This is a genomic window from Halomonas saccharevitans (assembly GCF_032333995.1).
Taxonomy (GTDB): domain Bacteria; phylum Pseudomonadota; class Gammaproteobacteria; order Pseudomonadales; family Halomonadaceae; genus Halomonas; species Halomonas saccharevitans.
Genome location: NZ_JAVXUR010000005.1, coordinates 92,347 through 110,173 on the forward strand (window position 1 = coordinate 92,347; position 17,827 = coordinate 110,173).

Consider the following 17,827-nt stretch of genomic DNA (forward strand, 5'->3'; position numbering starts at 1 on the left):
GGCCTGCCGTCTTGCGTTTCACGCCTAGTCATTCGGGGCGTTCAGTCGAGGTAGTCGAAGACCTTGACGATGCGCTGCATGCCGCCCAGGCCCGCGACGGAGCGCACGATGCGCTCGGCCTCGCTGCGGGTGACGATGCCCATCAGGTAGACGCTGTCGTTCTCGGTGATCACCTGGAGGCGTCCCGAGTCGATCTCCTGGTTGGCGACCAGATGAGAGTTGATACGGGTGCGCAGCCAGGTGTCGGCGAGGCGCTGGCTGGCCGGCAGATTGGCGGCGATGGCGAGCTCGTTGTGCACCTCGCGCACGTTGCGTACCGCGCCGGCGACGCGTTCGGCCTTGGCTTTTAGCTCGTCGCTGGGCACCTGGCCGGTCAGCAGCACCACGCCGTTGAAGCTGTCGACGTTGATGCGGGCATCACTCAGTCGGGCATCGGTGCGGCCGAGGTTGTGGGCGACCTTGGTCTCTATGCTCTGATCTTCGACCTGCGTACCGAAGGTGCGCTCACCGTAGTTCTCGTCGATGGTGCCGGAATTGGTGACGCCGGTCACGGTGGTGCAGCCGGCAAGCCCGAGGGCCAGGCTGAGCAGCAGGGGCGTCAGCAGGGAGGTCTTGGTCATGGGGTTACTCGCTCGTGCCGAAGAGTTGCTCGTCGATAAGATCGCAGAGGCAGTGGATGGCCAGCAGGTGGACCTCCTGGATGCGCGCCGTAGAGGTCGCCGGTACGCGGATCTCGCAATCGTCCTGGCCCAGCAGCGAGGCCATGTCGCCGCCATCGCGGCCGGTCAGGGCGATCACCGTCATGTCGCGGTCATGAGCAGCCTGGATGGCCTGGATGACGTTGGCGGAGTTGCCGCTGGTGGAGATCGCCAGCAGGACATCGCCGGGCTGGCCCAGGGCGCGAATCTGCTTGGAGAAGATCTCGTTGTAGCTGTAGTCGTTGGCGATGGAGGTCAGCGTCGAGGTGTCGGTGGTCAGGGCCAGGGCCGGCAGGCTGGGGCGCTCGCGTTCGAAGCGATTGAGCAGCTCAGAGGAGAAGTGCTGGCTGTCGCCGGCGCTGCCGCCGTTGCCGCAGGCCAGGATCTTGCCCTCGTTGACCAGGCACTGGACCATCATCTGGCTGGCGACCTCGATGAAGGGGGGGAGCACTTCGCTGGCGTAGGTCTTGGTGTCGATGCTGGCGTTGAAGTGGCCGAGTATGCGCTGCTGGAAATCCATGCGGGTTCCGGGTCCTTTGGCAAAGTGGCTTGACCGGTCAGGGGGCTTCGAAGGCGTTCGCGACCCAGTCGATCTCGAGGTCGGGCGGCGTGCCGGTCACGGCCAGCACGTCGAAGCGGCAGGCACATGATAGCCGGTTGCGCTGGAGATAAAAACGCGCCGCCTTGATCAGGCGGCGCTGCTTGGTGGGGGTGATGGTCTCGAGCGGGTGGCCGTGACGGCTGTCGGCGCGGTGGCGAACCTCGACGAATACCAGCACTTCGCCGTCGCGCATCACCAGGTCGATCTCGCCGCCCTTGGCATGTTGGTTGCTGGCCTCGAGAGCTAGCCCGCGGTCGACAAGCCAGCGGGCGGCGAGTCGCTCGATGGCGCCGCCGCGGGCGCGGGCGTCACGGGGTCCGGTCATCGCCTAGCACGCCAGGGCTCAGCACGGGTTGGGGCACGCCGTCAACGAAGCGGGCCCAGGGCAGGCGGCGCTGGATGCGGCCGTCGGCTTGCGCGCTCAGGGTCCCCGTGGCGCCGAACAGTTCGGTGCCGCCGATCGCCTGCAGCTGTGGCATGCGCAGGGCCAGCTCATAGGCATCCACGCCCATGGCCATCAGGCGAAACATCGTCGAATCGGACTCGTCGCGCAGCTCGCGGTAGCTGGCGAGGAAGGGCAGGGCCTCCACGCCGCCCACCGCTGCATCGGGAATCTGCCAGGGGATGTCGGCGAACATCACGTCGTTCAGGTCGGCGTCCAGGCGTGGCTGGCGTCGGCCTTCGAAGAGGTGCGAGGTGGCGTAGATCGGCAGGTCGCCGCTGTAGGCGTAGTCCAGGTTGGGTGGCACCTGGCGGGCGTAGTCCGGCAGTGCCAGCAGGAACAGCATATCGGGTTTGGGGTTCGTGGCCGCTCGTTTGGCGCTTTCGGTAGCCGGCGCCTGCGGGCTGTAGTGGACGGCGTTGGCGATGTCGCCGCCCAGGTCTTGCCAGCTGTCCGTGAAGGCATCGCCCACGCGGCGTCCCCAGCCGTTATTCGGGACCAGCAGCGAGGCCAGGCGATGGCCGTCGCCGTAGGCGCGCTGCGCGGCCTGGCGCGCCTCGTCCTCGGCGGACAGGCCATACTGGAAGAGTCCCTTGGCCCTGTTGCGCTCGCTGCGACCATAGTTGAGCGCGAGGGTCGGCATCGATACCCGCTCGCGCTGCTCGAGTCGGCTGACGACGTCCTTGTCCAGCGGGCCGATCACCACCTGGGCACCGAGGGCGGAAGCCTCCTGATACAAGGCTTCCATGTTGCCGCTGCTGCTGTCGATGAAGCTAAGCTGGGCGCCGCTGTCGACGCCCGCCAGATGGTGGGTGCGGATGCCCTGGCGGGTCGCCTCGGCAATGCTCGAAAGGGGGCCGGACTCCGGCAGCAGCACGGCGATATGATCCACTCGCTGCCCGCGCAGCTCGCTCAAGGCGGTGATCTCGGCGGGCAGGCGCCGCGCCGCCGGATGGCCGCGGTAGCGCTCGCGCCAGTCGTCCAGGCGCGCGAACAGACGCTGTATGTCGCTGCCGGTGGAGCGCACTAGCTCGGTTAGGGCGATCCAGCCGTCAGTCAGGTCGTCGCCGTCGTCGCGCAGCGCGCCGAGCTCGCGACGATCCAGCCGGGAGAGCTGTGCCCAGATCGGATCGTTGAGGTTTTCGCGCTCGGTCTCGGCCTGGACCCGGAGCAGCGCCCGGGCGGCGGCGAGGGGTTCGTCTGCCTCGCCAAGCGCCAGGCCGAGGCGTTCGCGCAGGGTCAGCGAGGCTTCGTGGGGCAGCTCGATCTCATCGAGAAGCTGCCCGGCCTGGATGACCGCCCAGGGGTCGCCTTCGGTCTCGCCCAGCTCGGAGAGCAGCAGGGCCCAGCGCACACGGGCCTGGCGTTTCAGGCGGCTGTCGTCGATCTGCTTGGCGACTTCCAGCGCCTGGGTGCGATTGCCCCGGCGTGCTAGGATATCGGCCGCTTCCAGGCGCGACGCGGCTGCCTGCTCGGGGGTCTGCTGTGCGGCCTGCTCGAGCAGGCGCTCGGGATCGACGTCGGGCTGTCGCTCGATGATGCCCGGCTGGAAACTGCAGCCCGCGAGGAGCAGCGCGGTCAGCGCAACGGCCAGCGGGCCGCGTAACGAGATCTTCATGATTCCTTCCCTTGTTTCCATGATCCAGAACATCCCACCAGAGCATCGAGGAGTCGAGATGTCCGATACGCCTGCCGGTTCATTGTACGTGGTCGCCACGCCGATTGGGAATCTGGACGACCTGAGCCCGAGGGCCGCCCGGGTGCTCGGCGAGGTGGCGCTGATTGCCGCCGAGGATACCCGTCACAGCGGCCGATTGCTGCGCCACCTGGGGCTGTCGCGCCCGATGCTTTCGCTGCACGAGCACAATGAGGCCGCGCGAGTCGACACCCTGGACGCCCGGCTCGCGGCTGGCGAGGACGTCGCCCTGATCTCCGATGCCGGCACGCCGCTGATCAGCGATCCGGGGTTCGTGCTGGTGCGCGAGCTCCGGGCGCGGGGGCGCCGTATCGTCCCGCTGCCGGGGCCCTGTGCTCTGGTCGCGGCCCTCTGTGCGGCGGGGCTGCCCACCGACCGCTTCCTCTTCCAGGGCTTCTTGCCGGCAAAGGGAGGGGCTCGGCGTGCGCGGCTGGAGGCGCTCGCCGACCGGGAGGAGACCCTGGCGTTCTACGAGTCGCCCCACCGGATCCGCGACACCCTGGCCGATCTGGGGTGCGTGCTGGGCGAGCGCCGAGTGGTGCTGGCCCGGGAGTTGACCAAGACCTTTGAGACCTTCCTCGATGGCAGTGCCCGGGAGCTGCTCGCCCGCATGGAGGCGGACCCGGATCAGGCCCGCGGCGAGTTCGTGGTGATGATCGCCGGCGCCGCTCGCCGCGATAATGCCGAGCAGACGGCGGTGGAGGCCGAGGCCCTGCTCAAGGCCCTGCTCGCCGAGGGGGTGGGGGTCAAACAGGTCGCCGCTGTGGCCTCGCGGGTGCTGGGCGGCGTGAAGAAGGAGTGGTATGCCAGGGCGCAGGCGCTCAAGGACGGTCATTGAGGCGGCGCCCGGGCGCTGGTATCCTTGCCGCGGGAGTTGGCCAGACAGTCGCCGCCATCGCCGATCCCCGGGTCGGCGGTGGGGGAGGAAAGTCCGGGCTCCATAGGGCAGAGTGCCAGGTAACGCCTGGGCGGCGTGAGCCGACGGAAAGTGCAGCAGAGAGTAGACCGCCTACGTCTCCTTCGGGAGGCCGGTAAGGGTGAAAGGGTGCGGTAAGAGCGCACCGCGCGCCTGGCAACAGTGCGTGGCACGGTAAACCCCACTCGGAGCAAGACCAAATAGGAACCCCATGGCGTGGCCCGCGCTGGGTTCGGGTAGGTTGCTGGAGGGCCGTGGTGACGCGGCCCCTAGAGGAATGACTGTCCACGACAGAACCCGGCTTATCGGCCGACTCCCACTCCGAACATTGCCGTCGCGAACGGCCTCTCAAGCATCCCACCATCGAGAAGTGCATGCCGCCATCCGCCCCTGAACAGCCCGTCCGCGGCTTTTGCCATGCCAGCGTGCTGCTCGATGGCGCCGTGGAGGCGCTGATCCACGATGCCGACGGGATCTATCTCGATGGCACCTTCGGTCGCGGCGGCCATTCCCGCGCCATCCTCGAGCGGCTCGGCCCCGCGGGGCAGCTGCTGGCCATCGACCGCGATCCCCAGGCGATCGCCGAGGCCGGCACCATCACCGATCCCCGCTTCGCCATCGAGCGCGGCGAGTTCGCCCGACTCGACGAGATCGCCGAACACCGTGGCCTCCACGGTCGGCTCTCCGGGGTGCTGCTCGACGTCGGCGTCTCCTCGCCCCAGCTCGACGACCCCGAGCGCGGCTTCAGCTTCCTGCGCGACGGCCCGCTGGACATGCGCATGGATCCCGAGCACGGCGAGAGTGCCGCCGACTTCCTGGCGCGCGCCAGTGAAAGTGAGATCGTGCGCGTCTTCAAGAGCTACGGCGAGGAGCGCTTCGCTCGCCGCCTGACCCGAGCCATCCTGGCGCGGCGCGTCGAGCGTCCCTTCGAGCGCACCGCGGATCTCGCCGAGGTGGTCAAGGCCGCCCATCCCGCCTGGGAGAAGGGCAAGCACCCCGCGACCCGGGTCTTCCAGGCGCTGCGCATCCAGGTCAATGGCGAGCTCGACCAGCTTGATGCCGCTCTCGATGCGGCCCTCGAGGCCCTCGCACCGGGTGGGCATCTGGTGGTGATCAGCTTCCACTCGCTGGAGGATCGGCGAGTCAAGCGCTTCATCCGCGACCACGTGCGCGGTGATACCGACCTGCCGCGGGGCATCCCGGTCCGCGACGATCAGCTCAAGCGGCGCCTCGAGTCGCTGGGCAAGGCGCGTCGCCCCTCCGCCGAGGAGGTTCAGGAGAATCCCCGGGCGCGTAGCGCGGTGATGCGTGTAGCGCGCAAGCGATACTGAGGCTCGCCATGGCACCGGGACGCTTCGCGGTAACCTCTTCCTTCGGGTGGCCCCTGCGCCTCTGCGCGTCGCCGGCGCTGGTGCTGGTCGCGCTGCTGATGGCGGTCTGCCTGGTCTCGTCCCTGGCGGTGATCACCACCAGCCACCTGACCCGCGATCAGTACGCCCGCCTGCAGGAGCTCGAGCGCGAGCAGCAGCAGCTGCAGACCGAATGGGGACAGCTGCTGCTCGAGGAGAGCGCCTGGTCCTCGCCGGCGCGCATCGAGCGCCTGGCCCAGGAACGCCTCGAGATGCGCCTGCCCGATATCGACGAGGTCGAGGTCATTCAGCCATGAGCGCCGACGCGCGCAGCGGCGTGACGCCGCGTCGCCCCCCGCCCACGGCCCCCATGGGCAAGGCGCGCTATCGGGTGATGATGACCCTGGTGCTGCTGGGGCTGGCCCTGCTGGCCGGGCGCATCGTCGACCTGCACGTCTTCGACCGCCCCTTCCTGCAGGGGCAGGGCGATGCCCGCACCCTGCGTACCGACACCATCCCCGCCCATCGTGGCATGATCACCGACCGCCACGGCGAGCCGCTGGCCATCTCCACGCCGGTGGTGACCCTCTGGGCCAATCCTCAGGACCTGCCGGACGACGACATCCAGCGCCTGATGCTGGCCAACGCCCTGGGGCAGGAGCTCGACACCCTCAACGAGCGTATCGCGCGCTACTCGACACGTGAGTTCATGTACCTGCGGCGCCGCATGACCCCCGAGGCGGCCCAGCGGGTGCTGGCCCTGCGCGTGCCCGGCGTTCACGCCCGCGAGGAGTACAAGCGTTACTACCCGGCGGGCGAGGTGAGCGCCCAGCTGCTGGGGGTGACCAACATCGACGATCTGGGTCAGGAGGGCCTCGAACTCGCCTATCAGTCCTACCTTGCCGGCGTGCCCGGCAAGCGCCGGGTGCTCAAGGACCGTCGCGGTCGTCTGGTGCGTGACCTGGAGCTGCTGCAGGAGGCGCAGCCCGGCGGCGATCTGACCCTGGCGCTGGATCAGCGCCTGCAGTACATGGCCTATCGCGAGCTCAAGGCCGCGGTCGCCGAGCACGATGCCGACGGCGGCAGCGTGGTGATGCTCGATGCCCGCAGCGGCGAGGTGCTGGCCATGGCCAACCAGCCCTCCTACAACCCCAACGACCGGGCCGGGCTCGATCCCCAGGGGCTGCGCAACCGGGCCATCGTCGATACCTACGAGCCGGGGTCGGTGGTGAAGCCGCTGGCCATGGCGTCGATGATCGAGCACGGCGCGGTCTCGCCGGACACGGTGGTCGACACCTCGCCGGGCTGGATGGTCATCGACCGCTTTACCATCAAAGACATCCGCAACTACGGTGAGCTGGACCTGGCCGGCATCCTCAGGAAATCCTCGAACGTCGGCATGTCCAAGCTGGCCCTGCGCCTGGAGGAGCCGGTGATCCCCGCTACCTATCGCGCCCTGGGCCTGGGGCAGAGCCCGGGTACCGGCTTTCCCGGAGAGGCCACCGGCAGCATCCCGGCGCCCGTGCGCTGGTCGAGCAGTCAGTGGGCGGCGCTCGCGTACGGCTACGGCCTGTCGACCTCGGCACTGCAGCTGGCCAGCGCCTTCACCGCCATTGCCAACGAGGGGCGGCGGCTGCCGCCCTCGCTGCTCAAGCTCGCCGAGCCACCGGCCGGCGAGCCGGTCATCGACCCGGAGGTAGCCCGACGGGTACTCGGGATGATGGATCGGGTCGTTGCGCCGGGCACCGGTGCCCGGCGGGCCCTGGTGCCGGGCTACCGGGTCGCCGGCAAGACCGGCACCGTGCGCAAGAACACCGCCGGGGGGTATCAGGAGAAGGCCTATCGCGGCCTGTTCGTCGGCATCGCCCCGGTCTCGGACCCGCGGATCGTCACCGTGGTGATGATCGACCACCCGCGGGGCGACAGCTATTACGGCGGGGCGGTGGCGGCCCCGGTCTTCTCGCGGGTGGCCGGCAACGCCCTGCGCCTGCTCGACGTGCCCCCGGATGCCCGGGCGCAAGATGAATGATGGCAACGCCAGGAGAGACGAGATGCAGCTGAGTGCCGAGCGACTCGAAGCGGGCCTGATCGGCCTCTGGCCAGACTGCCGCCACGCCCTGGCAGGCGTCCGCCTGCCCGACACGCTTCGCCTGGTCCTCGACAGTCGCCGAGTCGCCGCGGGCGATGTCTTCGTCGCGGTGCCCGGCGTGACGGTCGACGGTCGCGACTTCATCGACCAGGCGCTGGCCGCCGGGGCGGTGCTGGTGCTGGCCCACGATGACGGCACGCCCGGGCCGGACAGCGACCGGGTGCTGTGGCTTGCCGGGCTGCGCGAGGCGCAGGGCGAGCTGGGCCGGGTGCTCTTCGGCGTTCCCAAGGAGATGGCGCTGATCGGGGTGACCGGTACTAACGGCAAGAGCTCGGTGACGCACTACCTTGCCGCGCTGAGCCAAACCCTCGGCGTGGATGCAGGCCTGATCGGCACCCTGGGCCACGGCCGCCCCGGCGCCCTGACGGCGGGCAGCCTGACCACGCCCGGCCCCCTGGCGCTGCAGGCGGCGCTGGGCGAGCTGGCCGCCGAGGGCGTGACGCGGGTCGCCATGGAGGCCTCTTCCCATGCCCTGGAGCAGGGGCGTCTCGATGGCGCAAGCGTGCGGGCGGCGGTGTTCACCAACCTGAGCCGCGATCACCTGGACTACCACGGCAGCATGGCGGCCTATGCCGCCGCCAAGGCGCGGCTGTTTCGTCGCCATGAGCTCGAGCTCGCCGTGGTCAACGGCGACGATCCCCTGGCGCGCCTGATGCTTGCCGGCGTGCACCGCGGCGTGCGCGTGCTCGCGGTGGGCAAGGACGAGGCGGTGACCCTGCGCGTCGTCGAGTGGCTCGCCCACGGCGGCGGCCAGCGCGCGTTGATCGCCACCCCCGACGGCGAGCGTGAGCTCGAGCTTGCGCTGATGGGTCGCTTCAACCTGGACAACGTGCTGCTGGCCATCGCCACCCTGCACGGCCTGGGGCACTCCCTCGAGGCGCTCTTCGCGGCGGCGGCCGAGCTTGCCCCGGTGCCGGGGCGCATGGAGCCGCTGACGCGTGCGGGCGCCCCCACGGTGGTCATCGACTATGCCCATACCCCGGCCGCCCTGGACAATGCCCTGGCGGCGTTGCGCGCACACCTGCCGGGCGAGGGGAGGCTGTGGTGCCTGTTTGGCTGCGGCGGCGATCGCGACAGCGGCAAGCGTCCGCTGATGGCCCAGGCCGCGGCACGCCATGCCGATGTGCTGGTGGTGACTGACGACAATCCGCGCGGCGAGGCGCCCGAGGCGATTCGCGCCCAGATACTCGCGGGCCTTCACGACGGTCCGTCGCGGGAAGTGCTCGAGGTCGACGGTCGCGGTGCGGCCATCGCTCGGGTGCTGGCCGAGGCCGCTCCCGACGACGTGGTGCTGATCGCGGGCAAGGGCCACGAGGACTATCAGGAGGTGACAGGCGTGCGCCACGGCTTCTCGGATCTCGCCGAGGCCGAGCGCGCCCTAGAGCGCCGAGTCGAGGAGCGCGCGCGATGAGCGGCATCGGCCTGGGCACGCTGGCCGAGGTCGCGGCGGCCCTCGGGCTGCCCCAGCCCGTCGAGGATGTCGACATCGGCGCGATCGTCACCGATACCCGGCGACTCGCCCACGGGGCGCTGTTCGTGGCGCTCGTCGGCGAGCGCTTCGACGCCCACGACTTCGTGGCCCAGGCGCGCGAGGCCGGCGCCGTGGCGGCGCTGGTCGAGCGCCCGGTGGACGACCCGCTGCCTCAGCTGGTGGTGGCCGACACCCGGCTCGCCCTGGGGCTGCTCGCCCGGGTACGCCGCCGGGCCTGGGGCGGGGACCTGGTCGCCGTCACCGGCAACAGCGGCAAGACCACGGTCAAGCAGATGCTGGCGACCCTGCTGAGTCGCCGCGGCGCGACGCTCGCCACCCAGGGCAACCTCAACAACGATATCGGCGCACCGCTGACGCTGCTGGCCCTCGAGGCGAGCCATCGCCAGGCGGTGGTGGAGCTCGGCGCCAACCATCTTGGCGAGATCGCCTGGACCTCGGCGCTGGCCGCGCCCCGGGTGGCGATCATCACCAACGTCACCGGCGCCCACGTCGGCGAGTTCGGCGGCACGGGGCGCATCGCCCAGGCCAAGGCGGAGATCCTCACCGGCCTGCCCGACGACGGCGTGGCGGTGCTCAATCGCGATGACGCCTTCTTCTCCACCTGGGCGTGCCTCGCCGCGCCCCGGGAGGTGCTCGACTTCGGGCTGGATTCCCTGGCGCGCGTGCGCGCCGAGGCGCTGGCCTGCGACGCCCATGGCCGCTATGCTTTCACGCTTGTCCGGGACGGCCGCGAGATCGGTCGGCTGCGGCTGGCCCTGATGGGGCGCCACAACGTGGCTAACGCCCTGGCCGCCGCGGCCGCGGCGCTGGCCATGGGGCTTGCCGAGGCCGACGTGCTGGCCGGCCTCGAGGCGGTTGTGCCGATGCCGGGCCGACTGAGCGCCGTGGAGGGCCTCAAGTCCACCCGACTCTTGGACGATACTTACAATGCCAACCCCGGCGCGGTGAAGGCGGCGCTCGATGTCCTCGTGACGCTGCCCGGGCCGCACTGGTGCCTGCTCGGCGCCATGGGAGAACTGGGGGGTGAGTCCGACCGGCTGCACGCCGAGCTCGGACACTATGCGCGGGAACGGGGAATCGACTTCCTGGGTACCCTGGGCGAGCCGGCACGACCGGCCAGCCAGGCCTTCGGTGAAGGCGGGACCCACTTCGACGATCGGGAGGCGCTCACGCGCCACGTCCTCCACCATCTACCGCCCGGGGCCAGCGTGCTGGTCAAGGGCTCGCGCAGTGCCGGCATGGAACACGTCGTGGCCGCCCTGCGCGCGGATGCTTCAAGGTGAACGCAATACATGCTGCTCTTTCTGGCTGACTTCCTGGCGCAATTCCAGAGTGCCTTCAACGTTTTCGACTACCTGACCCTGCGCATGATCCTGGGGACCCTGACCGCCCTGGTGCTCTGCCTGTGGCTCGGTCCGGTGATGATCCGCCGCCTGGTGGAGCGCCAGATCGGCCAGGCGGTACGCGACGACGGTCCCCAGTCGCACCTCTCCAAGGCCGGCACCCCGACCATGGGCGGCGCGATGATCCTGATGGCCATCGCGGTAAGCACCCTGCTGTGGGGTGACCTGACCAACCACTACGTATGGCTGGTGCTGGCCGTGACGCTGGGCTTCGGCGCCATCGGCTGGGTCGACGACTTCCGCAAGGTGGTGGAGAAGAATCCGCGCGGACTGCCGGCCCGCTGGAAGTATTTCTGGCAGTCGCTGATCGGCCTCTCGGCGGCCGTGCTGCTCTATGTCACGGCGGCCTCGCCGGTGGAGACCAGCCTGATCGTGCCGGTGTTCAAGGAGTTCGTGCTGCCGCTGGGCGTCTTCTACGTGGTGCTGACCTACCTCGTCATCGTCGGCAGCTCCAACGCGGTCAACCTCACCGACGGCCTCGACGGCCTGGCGATCATGCCCACCGTGCTGGTGGCCATGGGGCTCGCAGTGTTCGCCTATGCCAGCGGCAACACGGTGTTCTCCGACTACCTCCAGATCCCCTTCATTCCCGGCGCCGGCGAGCTGGCGGTGTTCTGTGCCACCATCGCCGGGGCGGGCCTCGGTTTCCTGTGGTTCAACACCTACCCGGCCCAGGTCTTCATGGGCGACGTGGGTGCGCTGGCCCTGGGCGCGGCCCTGGGCGTGGTGGCGGTGATCGTGCGCCAGGAGGTGGTGCTGTTCATTATGGGCGGGATCTTCGTCATGGAGACCGTCTCGGTGATCCTGCAGGTGGGCTCCTACAAGCTGACCGGGCGCCGCATCTTCCGCATGGCGCCGCTGCACCACCACTACGAGCTCAAGGGCTGGCCGGAGCCGCGCGTCATCGTGCGCTTCTGGATCATCACCGTGGTGCTGGTGCTGATCGGCCTGGCCACCCTCAAGGTCCGCTGATCGCCTCTCGGGGCCGAACCGCCATCCGCAAGGAGCGCAACATGCTCAAGGTACCGAACGGAGTGACGCTGGTGGTCGGGCTCGGGCTCTCCGGACGGGCCATCTGTCGTCACCTGAGCCGGCTCGGCGTGCCCTTCATGGTCGCCGACACCCGTGCCGCGCCGCCCGGGCTGGAGGACTTTCGCGCTGCCCATCCGGGCGTCGCCTTCCACGGCGGGCCGCTCACCGACCTGGACCTCTCAGGGGTCGAGGAGGTGGTGCTGAGCCCGGGGGTCGATCCGGTCACGCCGGGGCTCGCCGTGCTTTCCGGGCGAACTCGAGAGGCCACCGGTGAGCCGCTGCTGGTCGGAGAGATCGCACTCTTCGTGCGCGCGGCCCGTTCGCCCATCGCCGCCATTACCGGTTCGAACGCCAAGTCCACGGTCACCACCCTGGTCGGCGAGATGGCCCGCGAGGCCGGACGCCGTGTCGCCGTGGGCGGCAACCTCGGCACCCCGGCCCTGGACCTGCTGGTCGAGGCGCCCGATGCCGAGCTCTTCGTGCTGGAGCTCTCCAGCTTTCAGCTCGAGACCACGCCGCGGCTCGGCGCCGAGACGGCGGCCTTCCTCAACCTCTCCGAGGATCACCTCGACCGTCACGGCGACATGGCCGGCTACCGCGACGCCAAGCGGGGCATCTTCCGCGGCGCCCGGCACGGCGTGATCAACGCCGAGGACCCCATGACCTGGCCGGCAACGCTGCTGCCCGCCGAGGAGCGCTTCACCACGGGAGACCCCGAGCAGGGGGAGTGGGGGATCGGGCGCTTTCAAGAGGTCGACTGGCTGATGCACGGCGACACGCCGCTGATGCCCGCCGCCGAGATGCGCCTGCCGGGTCGCCATAACCAGGCCAATGCGCTCGCCGCCCTGGCGATGGGCACCCGGCTCGGGCTGCCGCTCGCCGCGATGCTCGCGGTGCTGCGGCGCTTTCCCGGGCTGCCCCACCGCGGTGAGCTGATCGCCGAGATCGACGGCGTGCGCTGGATCAACGACTCCAAGGGCACCAACGTCGGGGCGACCCTGGCCGCCATCGCGGGCCTGGGGCCGACCCTCGAGGGACGGCTGATCCTGCTGGCCGGCGGGGTAGGCAAGGGCGCCGATTTCCGACCCCTGGCGGCACCGCTGGCCCGGCACGGTCGCGAGGCGATCCTCTTCGGTGAGGATGCCTCGCGCCTCGAGGCCGTGCTGGCGGGTGGCCTGCCGTTGATGCGGGTCGACGACCTGGAGGCGGCGATGGCCCGTGCCGCCGAGATCGCCGAGCCGGGCGACTGCGTGCTGCTCTCGCCGGCCTGCGCGAGCCTCGACCAGTTCCGCGACTATCAGGCCCGCGGCGAGGCCTTCCGACGCGCGGTGCTCGAGCGGGTGGAGGCGACGCCATGAGCCGGCTCGCGCGTGTTCGCCAGCGCCTGAGTACCGCCGACCAGCCCTTCGATGGCTGGCTGGTGCTGGCCGCGCTGTCGCTGCTGCTGATCGGCTGGGTGATGGTGACCTCGGCCTCCAGCGAGGTCGCCTCGAGCCTGACCGGCAACGCCTGGTACTTCAGCCTGCGTCACGGGACCTTCCTGCTGGCGGCGCTGGCCGTCGGGGCGCTGGCCCTGCGCGTGCCGCTGGCCTGGTGGAAGGCCAACGGCCCGCTGCTGCTGCTGGTGGGGCTCTCGCTGCTGGCGCTGGTGCTGCTGGTGGGCCGCGAGGTCAACGGCAGCCGTCGCTGGCTCTCGCTGCCCGGCGTGCCCGTTAACCTGCAGGCCTCCGAGGTCGCCAAGTTCTGCCTGATCATCTATGTGGCCGGCTATCTGGAGCGTTTCCTGCCCCAGGTGCGCCGCGAGTGGGGCGCCTTCCTGCGCCCTCTGGCGGTAATGGCCGTGGTGGCGGGGCTGCTGATCCTCGAGCCCGACTACGGTGCCGTGGTGGTGATGACCGGCGCGGTGATGGGCATGCTGCTGATGGCCGGCGCGCCCTGGGGACGCTTTTTGGTGCTGCTGTTACTGGTGGGCCTGCTCGGCGCCCTGGCCGCCGTGGCCGAGCCCTACCGGATGGCGCGCCTGACGAGCTTCGCCGACCCCTGGGCCGACCAGTTTGCCAGCGGCTACCAGCTGACCCAGGCGCTGATCGCCTTCGGGCGGGGCCACTGGCTGGGCATGGGGCTCGGCAACAGCGTGCAAAAGCTCTTCTACCTGCCCGAGGCCCATACCGACTTCGTCTTCGCGGTGCTCGCCGAGGAGCTCGGCCTGGTCGGCGCCATCGCCGTGGTGGGGCTATTCGCCCTGCTGATCTGGCGCGCCATGGCGGTGGGGCGCCGCGCCGAGCTCGCCGGCCTGGCCTTCGCCGCCTACGTGAGCTACGGCTTCGCCCTGGTGATCGGCGCCCAGGCCTTCATCAATATTGCCGTGAGCACCGGTATGCTGCCCACCAAGGGGCTGACCCTGCCGCTGCTCAGCTACGGGGGGTCGAGCCTGGTGGTGAGCAGCGCGATGGTCGCCCTGCTGCTGCGCGCCGACATCGAGACCCGCGAGGTCCGCCGGCGTGGGCGTCCCACGGCCCGGCGGACCTCGTCAGGCAAGACACCCCGCGGCGGCAAGACACAAGGAAGTACCTCATGAGTCGACAGCCAGGACGTCGTGTCCTGATCATGGCCGGCGGCACCGGCGGCCACGTCATTCCCGCGCTCTCGCTGGCCCGTGGACTTGCCGAGGAGGGCATCGAGGTCGCCTGGCTCGGCAGCCCGCGGGGCATCGAGAACCGCCTGGTCCCCGAGGCCGGCATACCCCTGTCGCGGATCGCGGTGAGCGGCCTGCGCGGCAACGGCCTGGCCGGCTGGTTGCTGGCGCCGCTGAACCTCGCGCGCTCGGTCTGGCAGGCGCGGCAAGTCATCCGCGAGGTCGACCCCCAGCTGGTCGTCGGCCTGGGCGGCTTCGCCAGCGGCCCCGGCGGGCTGGCAGCCTGGCTGATGCGCCGCCCGCTGGTGATCCATGAGCAGAACGCTGTGGCCGGCCTGACCAATCGCGCTCTCTCGCGCCTGGCGCGCCGCGTCTACGCCGCCTTTCCCCAGGCCTTTCCCGGCCGGGCCGAGGTGATCGGCAACCCGGTACGCGCCGAGATCGCGGAGCTTGGCCGGGTACCGAGAAGCGCCGCCGAGATGGTGGGACGGCGCCTGCGCCTGCTGGTAGTGGGCGGCTCGCTGGGCGCCAAGGCCCTCAACGAGTGCCTGCCCGAAGCGCTGGCTACCCTGCCCGAAGAGCGCCGGCCCGAGGTGCGTCACCAGGCCGGGCGCGACAAGGATCAGGCGACCCGCGAGGCCTTCGAGGCGCAGGGCGTCGAGGCCGAGGTGTCGGCCTTCATTGACGATATGGCGGCGGCTTATGACTGGGCCGACCTGGTGGTCTGTCGGGCCGGCGCCCTGACCGTGGCGGAGCTCGCCGCCGCGGCCAAGCCGGCGCTCTTCGTGCCCTTCCCCCACGCGGTGGACGATCACCAGACGGCCAACGCCCGGGCCCTGGTCGAGCAGCAGGCGGCCCGACTGATGCCCCAGCAGGAAATGAGCGCAGCGACGCTGGCCGAGTGCCTGGCGACGCTGCTGGACCCCGACACTCTCGCCACCATGGCGGCACGGGCCCGAGCCGGTGCCCATCTCGACGCCGTCGAGCGCCTGGTGGCCGGTTGCATGGAGACAGGTTTTGAGTGATGAGACCCTCGGGCCGGTTCCCGGCCAGGCGACACCCCCGCACCCCGGCCGCGGGCTTGGCATGCGCCGGATCCGACGCATCCACTTCGTCGGCATCGGCGGGGCCGGCATGTGCGGCATTGCCGAGGTGCTGGCCAACCAAGGCTATGCGGTCAGCGGCAGCGACCTGAAGGCCTCGCCAGTGGTGGCCCGGCTGCAAGAGTGCGGCATCCGCGTGGCCCTGGGCCACGCCGCCGACAATGCCGCGGGCGCCGATGTGGTGGTGGTCTCAACCGCGGTGGACGAGACCAACCCCGAGATTCGCTGGGCCCATGAGCACCGCGTGCCGGTGGTGCGTCGCGCCGAGATGCTTGCCGAGCTGATGCGCTTTCGCCACGGCATCGCCGTGGCCGGCACCCACGGCAAGACCACCACTACCAGCCTCACGGCGACCCTGCTCGGCGAGGGTGGGCTCGATCCCACCTTCGTGATCGGCGGGAAGCTGACCAGCGCCGGTACCAACGCACGGCTGGGCGAGGGCGACTATCTGGTGGCTGAGGCCGACGAATCGGACGCCTCCTTCCTGCACCTGCAGCCCATGGTGTCCATCGTCACCAACATCGACGCCGACCACATGGCTACCTATGGCGGCGACTTCGAGCGGCTCAAGGGCGCCTTCATCGAGTTCCTGCACAACCTTCCGTTCTACGGCCTGGCGATCCTGTGCATCGACGATCCCCACGTGCGCGGCCTGCTCGACCGGGTCAGCCGACGCTTCGTGACCTACGGCTTCAGCGAGGACGCCGACTACCGTATCGAGGACTTCGATCAGCGGGCCGGCGAGGTGCGTTTCACCGCGGTGCGCCCCGAGGGGCTGGCGCCCCTCGAGGTGCGCCTGGCCATGCCGGGCCGCCACAACGCGCTCAACGCCATGGCGGCGATCGTCGTGGCGAGCGACGCCGGCGTCTCCGACGACGCCATCCTCAGCGGGCTGCGGCATTTCGAGGGCGTGGGGCGTCGCTTCCAGGTGCATGGCCACTATCTCGCCCCCGAGGGCGAGGGCCAGGTGATGCTGGTCGACGACTACGGCCACCACCCCCGCGAGGTGGAGATGGTGATCGACGCGGTTCGGGCGGGCTGGCCCGACCGGCGCCTGGTGATGGTCTACCAGCCGCACCGCTACTCGCGCACCCGCGACCTCTATGAGGATTTCGTGCGCGTGCTGGCCGGGGTCGATACCCTGCTGCTACTCGATGTCTACAGCGCGGGGGAGACGCCGCTGGCCGGCGCCGATGGCCGCACCCTGGCCGGCTCGATTCGCCAGCGTGGCGCGGTCGATCCGATCTTCGTGCAGGACAAGAGCGAGCTGCCGGGACTGCTGGCGCGGGTGCTGCGTCCCGACGATATCCTGATCACCCAGGGAGCCGGTGACGTGGGCGGCATCGCCCAGCGCCTGAGCGATGCCGCCCTGAATCTCGACGAGGTGACGCTATGAACCGCGACATGGGCCGCGTGGCGGTGCTCTTCGGCGGCGAGTCCGCTGAGCGCGAGGTGTCGCTGAAGAGCGGGGCCGCCGTGCTGGCGGCGCTCAAGCGCCAGGGCGTGGATGCCATCGGCTTTGATCCCGCCGACGGCGGGCTGGTGGGCCTCGAGGCGCTGATGCCGGACCGCGTCTTCATCGCCCTGCATGGCCGCGGTGGCGAGGACGGCACCCTGCAGGGGGCGCTTGAACTGCTGGATATTCCCTACACCGGCAGTGGCGTGCTGGCCTCGGCGCTGGGCATGGACAAGCAGCGCACCAAGCTGGTCTGGCAGGCGCTGGGCCTGCCGACCCCAGAGAGCGTGATGCTCGGCCCCGATGCCGACTGGCAGGCGGTGGTCGATCGGCTCGGCCTGCCGCTGATCGTCAAGCCGGTCCACGAGGGTTCGACCCTGGGCATCAGCATCGTCGACAGCCGCGATGCCCTCGAGGCGGCCTACCGCGACGCGGCGCGTTTCGATGCTCGGGTGATGGCCGAGCGCTTCATCGAGGGGGCGGAATACACCGTGTCGCTGCTCGGCGACGAGGTCCTGCCGGCCATCCGCGTCGAGGTGCCCGGCGGCTTCTACGACTACGAGGCCAAGTACGTCTCCGACGACACGCGCTACCACCTGCCGTGCGGCCTCTCCGCCGACGAAGAGGCCGAACTCGCCATGCTCTGTCGCGACGCCTTCGCGGCCATCGGCGCCGAAGGCTGGGGGCGCATCGATGTGATGCGCGATGGAACAGGTCGCTTCTGGCTGATTGAGGTCAATACCGTGCCGGGCATGACCGACCACAGCCTGGTGCCTCAGTCGGCGGCTCATGCCGGCATCGATTTCGATGCCCTGGTGTTGCGTATCCTCGCCACGGCTGGGGAGCGACGCTAGC

Annotated in this window: 16 protein-coding genes and 1 other RNA gene; 13 read left to right on the forward strand and 4 right to left on the reverse strand. The window is 70.1% G+C overall.

Annotation, left to right across the window (positions count from 1 at the left end):
* Window positions 1-41: 41 nt before the first annotated feature.
* Genes RSO68_RS13025 through RSO68_RS13040 form a run of 4 tightly spaced genes read right to left on the reverse strand, consistent with a single transcriptional unit; the run spans window position 42 to window position 3,359 of the window.
* A complete protein-coding gene (locus RSO68_RS13025) occupies window positions 42-620 on the reverse strand; it encodes a BON domain-containing protein (RefSeq protein ID WP_315586879.1) in 579 nt (192 codons plus the stop codon).
* A 4-nt stretch (window positions 621-624) separates the two neighbouring features.
* Window positions 625-1,218, reverse strand: a complete 594-nt coding sequence (locus RSO68_RS13030; protein ID WP_315586880.1) for a phosphoheptose isomerase — start codon at window positions 1,216-1,218, stop codon at window positions 625-627.
* Between the two features lie 37 nt (window positions 1,219-1,255).
* Window positions 1,256-1,624 carry a YraN family protein gene (locus RSO68_RS13035; RefSeq protein WP_315586881.1) on the reverse strand — a complete coding sequence of 123 codons (369 nt, stop codon included), beginning with the start codon at window positions 1,622-1,624 and terminating at the stop codon, window positions 1,256-1,258.
* Entirely contained in the window at window positions 1,608-3,359 is a 1,752-nt protein-coding gene (locus RSO68_RS13040; RefSeq protein ID WP_315586882.1) for a penicillin-binding protein activator, read from the reverse strand. Before RSO68_RS13040 ends, RSO68_RS13035 begins: the two co-directional genes overlap by 17 nt.
* Window positions 3,360-3,417: 58 nt before the next feature.
* Here RSO68_RS13040 and rsmI point away from each other — a divergent pair, with 58 nt between their 5' ends.
* The 13 genes from rsmI to RSO68_RS13105 all read left to right on the forward strand — a co-directional run bounded on the left by rsmI (window position 3,418) and on the right by RSO68_RS13105 (window position 17,826).
* On the forward strand, window positions 3,418-4,275 hold the full coding sequence (gene rsmI / locus RSO68_RS13045) for a 16S rRNA (cytidine(1402)-2'-O)-methyltransferase (protein WP_315586883.1): 858 nt from the start codon (window positions 3,418-3,420) through the stop codon (window positions 4,273-4,275).
* A gap of 32 nt (window positions 4,276-4,307) precedes the next feature.
* An RNA gene (gene rnpB / locus RSO68_RS13050) (RNase P RNA component class A) lies at window positions 4,308-4,674 on the forward strand.
* A gap of 53 nt (window positions 4,675-4,727) precedes the next feature.
* A complete protein-coding gene (gene rsmH / locus RSO68_RS13055; RefSeq protein ID WP_315586884.1) occupies window positions 4,728-5,684 on the forward strand; it encodes a 16S rRNA (cytosine(1402)-N(4))-methyltransferase RsmH in 957 nt (318 codons plus the stop codon).
* 8 nt (window positions 5,685-5,692) lie between these two features.
* Window positions 5,693-6,019, forward strand: coding sequence for a cell division protein FtsL (ftsL, locus tag RSO68_RS13060; RefSeq protein ID WP_315586885.1), 327 nt, complete (start codon window positions 5,693-5,695; stop codon window positions 6,017-6,019).
* Window positions 6,016-7,731, forward strand: coding sequence for a peptidoglycan D,D-transpeptidase FtsI family protein (locus RSO68_RS13065; RefSeq protein ID WP_089846108.1), 1,716 nt, complete (start codon window positions 6,016-6,018; stop codon window positions 7,729-7,731). The genes ftsL and RSO68_RS13065 overlap by 4 nt, the downstream gene beginning before the upstream one ends.
* A gap of 22 nt (window positions 7,732-7,753) precedes the next feature.
* Window positions 7,754-9,262, forward strand: a complete 1,509-nt coding sequence (locus RSO68_RS13070) for a UDP-N-acetylmuramoyl-L-alanyl-D-glutamate--2,6-diaminopimelate ligase (protein ID WP_315586886.1) — start codon at window positions 7,754-7,756, stop codon at window positions 9,260-9,262.
* Window positions 9,259-10,626 (forward strand): UDP-N-acetylmuramoyl-tripeptide--D-alanyl-D-alanine ligase, encoded by a 1,368-nt coding sequence (locus tag RSO68_RS13075; RefSeq protein ID WP_315586887.1) that lies wholly within the window; start codon window positions 9,259-9,261, stop codon window positions 10,624-10,626. Before RSO68_RS13070 ends, RSO68_RS13075 begins: the two co-directional genes overlap by 4 nt.
* Window positions 10,627-10,635: 9 nt before the next feature.
* Window positions 10,636-11,718 carry a phospho-N-acetylmuramoyl-pentapeptide-transferase gene (gene mraY / locus RSO68_RS13080; RefSeq protein WP_089846115.1) on the forward strand — a complete coding sequence of 361 codons (1,083 nt, stop codon included), beginning with the start codon at window positions 10,636-10,638 and terminating at the stop codon, window positions 11,716-11,718.
* 41 nt (window positions 11,719-11,759) lie between these two features.
* Window positions 11,760-13,136, forward strand: a complete 1,377-nt coding sequence (gene murD, locus RSO68_RS13085) for a UDP-N-acetylmuramoyl-L-alanine--D-glutamate ligase (RefSeq protein WP_315586888.1) — start codon at window positions 11,760-11,762, stop codon at window positions 13,134-13,136.
* Window positions 13,133-14,356 carry a putative lipid II flippase FtsW gene (gene ftsW, locus RSO68_RS13090; protein ID WP_315586889.1) on the forward strand — a complete coding sequence of 408 codons (1,224 nt, stop codon included), beginning with the start codon at window positions 13,133-13,135 and terminating at the stop codon, window positions 14,354-14,356. Before murD ends, ftsW begins: the two co-directional genes overlap by 4 nt.
* Complete coding sequence (gene murG, locus RSO68_RS13095) at window positions 14,353-15,438, forward strand: undecaprenyldiphospho-muramoylpentapeptide beta-N-acetylglucosaminyltransferase (protein WP_315586890.1); 1,086 nt, start codon at window positions 14,353-14,355, stop codon at window positions 15,436-15,438. The genes ftsW and murG overlap by 4 nt, the downstream gene beginning before the upstream one ends.
* Before the next feature lie 61 nt (window positions 15,439-15,499).
* Window positions 15,500-16,912, forward strand: coding sequence for a UDP-N-acetylmuramate--L-alanine ligase (gene murC, locus RSO68_RS13100; protein ID WP_315587010.1), 1,413 nt, complete (start codon window positions 15,500-15,502; stop codon window positions 16,910-16,912).
* Complete coding sequence (locus tag RSO68_RS13105) at window positions 16,909-17,826, forward strand: D-alanine--D-alanine ligase (RefSeq protein ID WP_089846125.1); 918 nt, start codon at window positions 16,909-16,911, stop codon at window positions 17,824-17,826. The genes murC and RSO68_RS13105 overlap by 4 nt, the downstream gene beginning before the upstream one ends.
* The last annotated feature ends 1 nt before the right edge of the window (window position 17,827 follow it).

Coding starts and splice junctions, on each gene's coding strand:
- mraY (WP_089846115.1), top strand. CDS start 10,636: ATGCTGCTCTTTCTGGCTGACTTCCTGGCGCAATTCCAGAGTGCCTTC.
- RSO68_RS13035 (WP_315586881.1), bottom strand. CDS start 1,624: ATGACCGGACCCCGTGACGCCCGCGCCCGCGGCGGCGCCATCGAGCGA.
- murD (WP_315586888.1), top strand. CDS start 11,760: ATGCTCAAGGTACCGAACGGAGTGACGCTGGTGGTCGGGCTCGGGCTC.
- rsmI (WP_315586883.1), top strand. CDS start 3,418: ATGTCCGATACGCCTGCCGGTTCATTGTACGTGGTCGCCACGCCGATT.
- murG (WP_315586890.1), top strand. CDS start 14,353: ATGAGTCGACAGCCAGGACGTCGTGTCCTGATCATGGCCGGCGGCACC.
- RSO68_RS13040 (WP_315586882.1), bottom strand. CDS start 3,359: ATGAAGATCTCGTTACGCGGCCCGCTGGCCGTTGCGCTGACCGCGCTG.
- ftsW (WP_315586889.1), top strand. CDS start 13,133: ATGAGCCGGCTCGCGCGTGTTCGCCAGCGCCTGAGTACCGCCGACCAG.
- RSO68_RS13065 (WP_089846108.1), top strand. CDS start 6,016: ATGAGCGCCGACGCGCGCAGCGGCGTGACGCCGCGTCGCCCCCCGCCC.
- rsmH (WP_315586884.1), top strand. CDS start 4,728: ATGCCGCCATCCGCCCCTGAACAGCCCGTCCGCGGCTTTTGCCATGCC.
- ftsL (WP_315586885.1), top strand. CDS start 5,693: ATGGCACCGGGACGCTTCGCGGTAACCTCTTCCTTCGGGTGGCCCCTG.
- RSO68_RS13105 (WP_089846125.1), top strand. CDS start 16,909: ATGAACCGCGACATGGGCCGCGTGGCGGTGCTCTTCGGCGGCGAGTCC.
- RSO68_RS13075 (WP_315586887.1), top strand. CDS start 9,259: ATGAGCGGCATCGGCCTGGGCACGCTGGCCGAGGTCGCGGCGGCCCTC.
- RSO68_RS13030 (WP_315586880.1), bottom strand. CDS start 1,218: ATGGATTTCCAGCAGCGCATACTCGGCCACTTCAACGCCAGCATCGAC.
- RSO68_RS13025 (WP_315586879.1), bottom strand. CDS start 620: ATGACCAAGACCTCCCTGCTGACGCCCCTGCTGCTCAGCCTGGCCCTC.
- murC (WP_315587010.1), top strand. CDS start 15,500: ATGCGCCGGATCCGACGCATCCACTTCGTCGGCATCGGCGGGGCCGGC.
- RSO68_RS13070 (WP_315586886.1), top strand. CDS start 7,754: ATGCAGCTGAGTGCCGAGCGACTCGAAGCGGGCCTGATCGGCCTCTGG.